This is a genomic window from Microbacterium aurantiacum, assembly GCF_021654035.1.
Taxonomy (GTDB): Bacteria; Actinomycetota; Actinomycetes; order Actinomycetales; family Microbacteriaceae; genus Microbacterium; species Microbacterium aurantiacum.
In genome coordinates, this window is sequence record NZ_JAJPDW010000013.1 from 1 (window position 1) to 7,461 (window position 7,461).

General features: G+C 63.7%; 9 protein-coding genes and 1 pseudogene. 1 reads left to right on the forward strand and 9 read right to left on the reverse strand.

Annotated features, from left to right (window positions below; all coding sequences use genetic code 11):
• Window positions 1–51: 51 nt before the first annotated feature.
• Window positions 52–147, forward strand: coding sequence for a hypothetical protein (locus LTL01_RS14480; protein ID WP_370651862.1), 96 nt, complete (start codon window positions 52–54; stop codon window positions 145–147).
• Window positions 148–1,184: 1,037 nt separating this feature from the next.
• Here the strand turns inward: LTL01_RS14480 and LTL01_RS14485 are convergent.
• The 9 genes and pseudogenes from LTL01_RS14485 to LTL01_RS14525 all read right to left on the reverse strand — a co-directional run bounded on the left by LTL01_RS14485 (window position 1,185) and on the right by LTL01_RS14525 (window position 7,422).
• Entirely contained in the window at window positions 1,185–2,099 is a 915-nt protein-coding gene (locus LTL01_RS14485) for an alpha/beta fold hydrolase (protein ID WP_169080437.1), read from the reverse strand.
• Between the two features lie 16 nt (window positions 2,100–2,115).
• A complete protein-coding gene (locus LTL01_RS14490) occupies window positions 2,116–2,838 on the reverse strand; it encodes an alpha/beta fold hydrolase (protein WP_236969050.1) in 723 nt (240 codons plus the stop codon).
• A gap of 161 nt (window positions 2,839–2,999) precedes the next feature.
• The gene (locus tag LTL01_RS14495; RefSeq protein ID WP_223159176.1) at window positions 3,000–3,545 is read right to left on the reverse strand and encodes an IclR family transcriptional regulator; all 546 of its coding nucleotides are present in this window, start codon (window positions 3,543–3,545) and stop codon (window positions 3,000–3,002) included.
• A gap of 42 nt (window positions 3,546–3,587) precedes the next feature.
• Window positions 3,588–3,740, reverse strand: a pseudogene (locus LTL01_RS14775) (helix-turn-helix domain-containing protein); the annotation flags it as partial.
• A 112-nt stretch (window positions 3,741–3,852) separates the two neighbouring features.
• A complete protein-coding gene (locus LTL01_RS14505) occupies window positions 3,853–5,064 on the reverse strand; it encodes an NAD(P)/FAD-dependent oxidoreductase (RefSeq protein WP_005054949.1) in 1,212 nt (403 codons plus the stop codon).
• The gene (locus tag LTL01_RS14510; RefSeq protein ID WP_005054951.1) at window positions 5,061–5,258 is read right to left on the reverse strand and encodes a ferredoxin; all 198 of its coding nucleotides are present in this window, start codon (window positions 5,256–5,258) and stop codon (window positions 5,061–5,063) included. Before LTL01_RS14510 ends, LTL01_RS14505 begins: the two co-directional genes overlap by 4 nt.
• A 3-nt stretch (window positions 5,259–5,261) precedes the next feature.
• Window positions 5,262–5,588 (reverse strand): hypothetical protein, encoded by a 327-nt coding sequence (locus LTL01_RS14515; protein ID WP_005054953.1) that lies wholly within the window; start codon window positions 5,586–5,588, stop codon window positions 5,262–5,264.
• Window positions 5,585–6,172, reverse strand: coding sequence for a 3-phenylpropionate/cinnamic acid dioxygenase subunit beta (locus LTL01_RS14520; protein WP_005054954.1), 588 nt, complete (start codon window positions 6,170–6,172; stop codon window positions 5,585–5,587). The genes LTL01_RS14515 and LTL01_RS14520 overlap by 4 nt, the downstream gene beginning before the upstream one ends.
• Window positions 6,169–7,422 (reverse strand): aromatic ring-hydroxylating dioxygenase subunit alpha, encoded by a 1,254-nt coding sequence (locus LTL01_RS14525; protein ID WP_236969052.1) that lies wholly within the window; start codon window positions 7,420–7,422, stop codon window positions 6,169–6,171. Before LTL01_RS14525 ends, LTL01_RS14520 begins: the two co-directional genes overlap by 4 nt.
• Window positions 7,423–7,461: the final 39 nt, after the last annotated feature.

Genomic DNA, 7,461 nt, shown 5'->3' on the forward strand with positions numbered 1-7,461 from the left:
GAAGACCACGGCCTGCTCACTCGCACCGTCTACCCCGAGGTTCCCGCTCGCGTGGAGTACGAACTTACTGACCTCGGACACAGCGCAGCCGCCCCGTTGAAGCATCTGCGCGACTGGGTTGAACACAACGTCGGAACCGACCAGTAGCGACCCCCTCGGCGCTACATCGAGCCAGGAGTCCCGGCCTCCGCGTAATACCGCGTCAACACAGACGAGGCGTCGCGGTCGCCGTCACCGGACACGACAGAGTTCAGCAGGTACCGGTACCCGTCACCGGTCGTCATCACCCTAATTGATAACGTCACACCTAGAAGGTGCGAAGTAACCGACGCGCGAGCACAGGAGCGCTTCTGTCATTTCGAAGGCGAGACTTCGCGCGATTGGGATTCGCCGGGCCATCCTTCTTCTCTTTCGTCGAACGTCACCGCAACACCGTGTCGCTGGGGTTCGTGAAATCTTCTTCCGGAAGCGAAACCCAGGTACTGCGCCATGAGGAACTCGCCGCAGCGATGCACAGGCGTTCGACAGTTCGGTCGCACGAACCGATCGTTTGTTAACGGACGGCACTGTACGTCGATCGAAAGTCGCGCCGACACCCCCTGCGAATTCGCGTCGCGGGATAGTTTGCCAGGATCCGGCGATCAGCGTGGTGCGCATCAAGGAGGTGCGCAGCGGCCTCAGCACGAGGAGCCTGCCCGCGAGGCCGACCACCCCGCCCCTAGGAACGGTAGGAGTGCGACGTCGGGGCGAGCTGGGGGCCACCCCCCGAGACCGAAAGTAGCACCGCAGCGACGATAAGCGCCACGCCAACCAGGGTGGTCGTCAGCTCCCCGACCAACGAACCGATCCATCCGCGTTCCTGGAGGTCTCGGAACATCCTTATGCTCAGCCCGAACGTTCCGTTCGAGCTGCGAACCGATCGTCTCGATGCGTCGTGGCAGACGCCTCAGCTGTCCACCGATGACCTGGAGTTGCACGCGGCCGTCGGCGAACATCTCCCTTGAGTCCATCGCCAGACGTATGAAATGAGGAGTTCGAGCAAGGGCCCGATCGACCAAGTCGTAGTCGGCAACGAGCTGGCACAGCGTTCCCTCGAGTGACACGAAGGAAACGACTGGCGTTCTCCTCCGCTGTTGGGGACGTCGGGTCGGCTGAAATAATGGCCGGGACGATACGGTGGCGAGTCAGAGCGCCGTGATCCACCGCGCGATCTCGTCAGCGATCTCGTCGCTATTGTCTTCGACCATCAGCATGTGGCCGTTCCCAGCGAGAAGAGGCAGTTCGGACGACCAGAAGGTGACGGCGGCGCCCTGATCGGTGAGCCAGGCCACGATGTCCTGATCCAGCTGCGAGGGGTGGTCGGTATCGGCTCCACCCGTGAAGACGAGAATCGGCTTGTTCGTGAACGCGTCGGTCGGCCCGATCCTCATTTGGCTCCCACCGATGTTCTGACGCTGATAAAGCATCCGGGCCGGGATCGGCCGAAGGGTGCGGCGGAACACCTCGATGCACTCGCGGGGGAACCGCCGGCTGGGTCCGATGGCCTTGTCGTTCACGAAGGCGCTTGTGGGTTCCCAGAAACCCATCTTCGGGATGGTCCAGTCGATGGCCGCTCCACGGATGGAGACCTCCTGGTCGGACTCCCTCACGATCTCGGGCACCGCCTGTATATTTCCAGGCGGGCCCGGAGCGACGGCTACGAGCCCGTCGATGAGATCGCCATGCGTCTCTAGGAGGCGGAAGCCAATCGGACCTGCCATCGAGTGCACGACCAGCACGACGTTCCGGCCGAGACCAGAGAGGAACACGCCCATCCCTCGGCACACGCTCTCATAGTCCAGCCGCGCAGACGCCGCACGATCATCGACGTGTTGGGCCGCCTCATAGGACAACCCCAGCCAGTCCACCACCAGCACACCGTAGCCAAGCGATACGAATCGTGCCGCCCAGCCCTGTCGGCCGTCGGGCGTCTCGAGATAGTACTCGTTCGAGGCACCACCCCCGTGCACGAGGACGATCCACCGAGCAGGCGCACCCGACGGCGCCAGTTCGGTGTACGAGATCGGCGCGACGTCGTCTGGGCGTGAAATCGAATCCATAGCTTCCCCAGGCCTGTTAGGCAATGACGGCGTCGAGGGCCCGTGCGAGCCTCTCCGGATGCGTGAGCATCACCAAATGGCTTCCGTCGATCTCGATCGTGCGCGGACTATCAAGCCGCCCGGCCGCGGCCTGGTAGATCTCAGCGGGAACGGTCTGGTCCTGAGCGAGGAACACATAACTTGACGGGATGCTGCTCGCCCAGAACCGGTCGAGGCGGATCGGCTCAGAGGACCAGCCTGCCGGCGATGGGACGAGCCTCGGCTCGAGCGCGGCGAGCTGCTGCTGCTCGAACGGGGACATGTCCTGCATAGACGCGGCCCAGAGCTCAGGCGGCATGACGATGGTGTTGTCGTCGGACTGACTCGCAAGCGCCTTCATCGCTGCGACCAACGGATCGGGGAGCACGTCGTTAATGGTCTCGCCGTCGCGCAGCACCCAGGCGTCGACGAAGACGACCCGGCCGATGCGCTCGGGCATCGCCTCAGCGACGAGTTGGATGAGCGGACCTCCGCCGCTATGACCGACGAGCACGATGTCGAGCTGGGTGAGCTCTCTTACCTGATCGATCAGATCGCGCGCCATCATGCTCATCGTGACGCCGGAGCGGTCCACGTCACCGTCTTCGAGACCGCGCAGCGTCGGCGCGATCACCTCGTGCCCCATTCTGCGCAATTCGTCGGCGACGCCGTCCCACGCCCAGCCGCCTACCCATCCGCCGTGCACCAGTACGATCTGCATTGATCATCCTCTTCGCATATTTATCTGCTGAGCAGAACTTGTTGCTAACTAGAAGACACAATAGCTTGCGCGGCGCCAACAGTCCAGCATGGCTCGAGCTCTCTTCAGAACGCGCCGAACGACCCCTGCACCAGGTCGCAGGGGAAAGAGACGACGAGCCTTCAGGAGGTCAGGTCGGCCAGACGTACGGCTGCCTCATCGAGGAGTGCGACGAGGGTCTTCACCTTGCGGGGAGGCAAGCGGAACACCGGGGCAGATGCGTTGATCGCCAACCGCAGCCCGCTCGCCGAGGGAACGGCCACGGCCACCGAGGCCACGCCCTCCTCGCTCTCCTCCCGGTTCGTTGCATAGCCCTGCTTCGCGACAAGATCCAGTTGTGCGAGGAGCTCGGTCTTGGTACGGATCGACTGCGGAGTCACCTGTGAGAGTTGCTCGTCGGGGTAGAGACGGTCCAATTGTTCTCGCGGGAGCTGCGCCAGGAGAACCTTTCCCGTGGAGGTGCAATGGGCCGGCATCTCCTTGCCCAACCGTGAAGCGACTCGCACCGCCGTCGTCGGTTCCGAGACTGCGAGAAAGCGAGTGGAGTTGCCGTCGAGCGTGCCGAGGTGAACCGTCTCGCCGGCTTGGTGGCTGAGTTCCTCGAGGATCGGTTGCACGATCTGCGGGATGTCCATCTTTCTCAGCACCGAGAAGGCGATCGTGGTCAACGACGGCCCTGGCCCGTATGTCTTCGTTCGCGGGTCTTGCCGCACGAATCCTCGCCATTGAAGCATCGCGAGGATGCGATGCGCCGTTGAGGTCGCGACACCCAGGTGCTTGCTGGCGTCCGTCAGTCGAAGTTCGTTCTTCTCACCGAGCAGGAGCAGGAGTTTCAGGGCATTGTCGACCGACTCGATCGGTATTGCGGAGCCGCATCGACTCCGTCGGCTGCTCTATTTCTCTGCACAACAGAAACTGTATCGTTCCTGCCGGCCCTCAGGGCCGCCATCAAGGGCAAGGCGATCCCGTCCAGGTCTATCCGGACGCCGATTCGAGCAGCCGGCCCAGTCGTACACGAACGTCGGAAAGCGACGATCCCGCTGCGATGGACCGGCGGACTTCGACGAGAGCGCGGGGCCAATTCAGTACCACTGCCCCGTCGAATGACAGACCATTCTGAGAGTACAGAGACGCGATCCGGTCGGGTGTTCGAGGGTCCGTCACCATCTCGGGGTTGACTGCCGTCGTGCGACCGACGATGTGCAGCTTCCAGTTGAACTGGTCACTCCAGACATACTCGACAGGCAGATATGAGCGTCGGTCGTCGGGATGAGCGATGTTGTGCGCGACACAGCGCGCCTGGTCGACCGCATTCGTCCAGTGCTCAAGACGGGTGAGATCGCCGCGAACCGGATGCCGCCACCGCGCAACATCGCCGATCGCATGGATTTCCGGGGCGCCGAGTGCCGTGAGGAATTCGTCGCAGACGAGACCGTCGTCGATCTCGAGCCCTGAGTCCTCGAGCCATTCGACGTTCGGCACTGCCCCGATGCCGATGACGACGACATCACCGTGGAGCTCGGAACCGTCATCCAGGAGCACGCGGAAGTCTCCCTTCGCACCGTCGATCTGCGCGACCGTCCGTCCGAGAACCGCATGTACGCCATGCCGGGAGTGCTTCTGCGAGAAGAGGGCGCCAATCTCGTCACCGAGCCGGCGTGACATCAGGTCGCGTGTCGCCGAGACCAGGGTGACATCGACTCCGAGCCCAAGAGCGGTCGCGGCGACCTCGGCGCCGATGAAGCCCGCTCCGATGACGATGATCCTGCGATCGGGAACTAGCTCGGCGCGCAGCCGGTCTGCGTCGTCGAGTGTCCGCAGCACATGGATTCCCTCGCCTTCACCCCACGGCGACGGCCGCGCGCGGACGCCGGTCGCCACCACGAGGTCATCGAAGCCGACCCGCCGTCCATTCGCCAGCCGGAGCTCCGACAACGCACGGTCCAGACCTACCGCCGGCACACCGAGACGAAGGTCGATGTTAAGCTCGAGCGCCTCCGCCGCCGTGAGGAGCGTGACCTCGGCTGCACCTGCACCGACGAGGTATCCCTTCGACAGCGGCGGCTTGTCGTAGGGCAGCACGGGCTCGGAGCCGATGAGCACAACGTCTCCGCGATACCCCTCTGCCCGAAGCGCCTGCGCGGCCCGTACCCCCGCGATCGACGCACCGACAATCGCTGTCGTCATTCGTCTTCCACCCGGAGCGCGGAAACCGGGCAGCTGTTCGCCGCCTCGGTGACCCGTTTCCGGTCGGCCTCGTCGACCTCTGTTCTGAGCAGGATCACGACGCCGTCGTCATCGAGATCGAAATAGTCTCCCGCGGCCATGATGCAGTTGGCGTAGCCCTGACAGAGCCCGAGATCCGCTTTCACGACAGGCATGTGTCACTCCTCTCCTGCTTCTTCAGGCGTTATCTCAGGGAACATCGGTGCGAACGGTTGGGCGATCATGGCGGAGAACGTCGCCGTAGTCTGCCAGGTCAGCGCCTCGAGCTCGAGCGGATCGAGAGCGACCCACTGCCCGGATCGCGGCGACTCGATCAGGAGCCGGGAGCCGTTGCGTGTCTCCACGCGAGATACCCGGATCTCCGAGAACTCATTGGCGATCGAGATCGGAGCCCCTACCCGCTGGTCTTCGAGCCGCTGACGTTCGTCTGCTGCTGCGATGGCCGCGATGCGGTCGTCCTCTTCGCCTTCCCATTCGAGTTTCATAGGAAGATCGCCAGATTCTGTGTGCGCAAGACCGACTCGTCGACCGTGATGGTTCGGCGTGCGAGCTGCAACCCGCCGCCGACACGTCGCAGAACGTCTTCGCGGCCGGCCGAGATCACCGCGGGCTCGTGCACGTCGCCGCGACTGCGGAAAAGAAGCACCGCAGAATCGACGACGACCTCGCCCGGGACGTCGCTCTCGAAGGTGCGCACGTTCGTGACGAAGTGACGGAGCCGGGAGGGCGGATCCTCTGTCCAGGCGTGTTCCGTGAGGAAGCGGGCGACCCGCCGGCTCAGGGAGTACTTGTTCTCGTCCCAATGCGCCATGCCCGGAGACGTCGAGTACCCGGCGCCGAGCGCGGTAGTGACCTGCACGGGCATGATGTAGTGCACATCGTCGGCGATGAGGTCGAGCCAGTCCTCGTACCGCTGCTCGTCGAGGATGTATGCCTCTTCGACGAGCCACCTGTGCGTCTCCAGATGCAGGCCGTCCGAGAACGACAACGAACTCCCCACCCGCGTGGCTTTGGTCGTATGTGCTCCGAGCGGCGACTCTTTCAGTCGAACCCAGCGCGCCTCGGTCATGACAGCCCCTCCGGCATCCCCACCGACGAGATGATCAGCGCGGTCGGCTCCGTCTCGAGGTAGTCCGCCCAGCGCTCGAGCAGATGCCGCTGGTTGTACTCTCCGTAACCGACGTGGGCCACGCCCGGGCCAGAGAACGCGTCCGGTCCGAGCGGCTCCACGACGAATCTGCCGTCTTTCAGCACGCCCATCCGGCTGTTCAGCAGCAAGCGCCGCGCCATATTCCCTTTCGCGGTGTTCGTAAGGGACACCCAGTTCTCCACATCGTCCTGCTCGAACATCCCCGTGCTGCCGAAGCACATCAGGTACGCCTTGTACGACAGAGCCTTGAACTCCTCCGGTGCCGCTGCGTCGACGGCGAACCAGGAAAGCACCTCGGTCTCGTTCTCGCTGATCGGCTGCCAGGTACGGATCGAGATGAACGGGAGCACGTCGTCGCCGTCTTCCACCTTCGGCCAGTTGTGCACGAAGCTCATGTTCGGGAAGATCGAGGCCGCCGAGATCATGAAGCCGTTCTCGCCGATCACATTGAGCTGGTCCTGGGACCAGACCTCCTTCATCCGGTCGATCATCTCGTCGGGGTAGCCCACGTAGCGCAGCCGCTCCTCGAGCGTTCCCTCCGGAAGCTTGTAGGTCGTGCCTCCGCCGTTGCCCGCCCAGTACGTGTTGCCGTCTTTACGCTTCTCCGCCTTCGGTTCGCGGAAGAGGCCGATCTCGACCACCGAGGTGTGGGTCTGTGGCGTGTGGTACATGTCGCCGGCGAAGTTCTCTGCGCCGATCTTCCAGTTCGCCTTCACCCGCCAGCGCTGCGGGCCGCGGAGCTCGATGCCCGAGGAGCTCTGCTTCGTGTAGTAGTCGAGATAGAAAGCGAAATCGCCGAGGTAGTCGATCAGCGGTGGCGCATCCGGATCCATGCTGATGAAGATCAACCCGTTGTAGCTGTCGAGGCTCGGCGCCGGAAGCAGGCGGGCTCCCTTGCGATTGAAGCCAGCCTCGCCACCGTACGCCTCTTCGTGGAACGGCAGCCCCACGATTCGTCCGTCGTTGCCGTACGACCAGCCGTGATACGGGCAGCGGAAGTGCGAGGCGTTGCCCATTTCCGCCCGGCACACCTGCATTCCTCGGTGCAGGCACATGTTGAACATCGCCTTGACGGAGCCACTCTCGTCGCGCACCACGATGAACGAGTCGTCGAGCACTCGCCGCACCACGTAGTCGCCGGGCTGAGGGATCTCTGATTCGTGACCCACGAAGATCCACGCGCGACTGAACAAGCGCTCCCGCTCGAG

Coding starts and splice junctions, on each gene's coding strand:
- LTL01_RS14510 (WP_005054951.1), bottom strand. CDS start 5,258: ATGCCTGTCGTGAAAGCGGATCTCGGGCTCTGTCAGGGCTACGCCAAC.
- LTL01_RS14490 (WP_236969050.1), bottom strand. CDS start 2,838: ATGCAGATCGTACTGGTGCACGGCGGATGGGTAGGCGGCTGGGCGTGG.
- LTL01_RS14485 (WP_169080437.1), bottom strand. CDS start 2,099: ATGGATTCGATTTCACGCCCAGACGACGTCGCGCCGATCTCGTACACC.
- LTL01_RS14515 (WP_005054953.1), bottom strand. CDS start 5,588: ATGAAACTCGAATGGGAAGGCGAAGAGGACGACCGCATCGCGGCCATC.
- LTL01_RS14505 (WP_005054949.1), bottom strand. CDS start 5,064: ATGACGACAGCGATTGTCGGTGCGTCGATCGCGGGGGTACGGGCCGCG.
- LTL01_RS14520 (WP_005054954.1), bottom strand. CDS start 6,172: ATGACCGAGGCGCGCTGGGTTCGACTGAAAGAGTCGCCGCTCGGAGCA.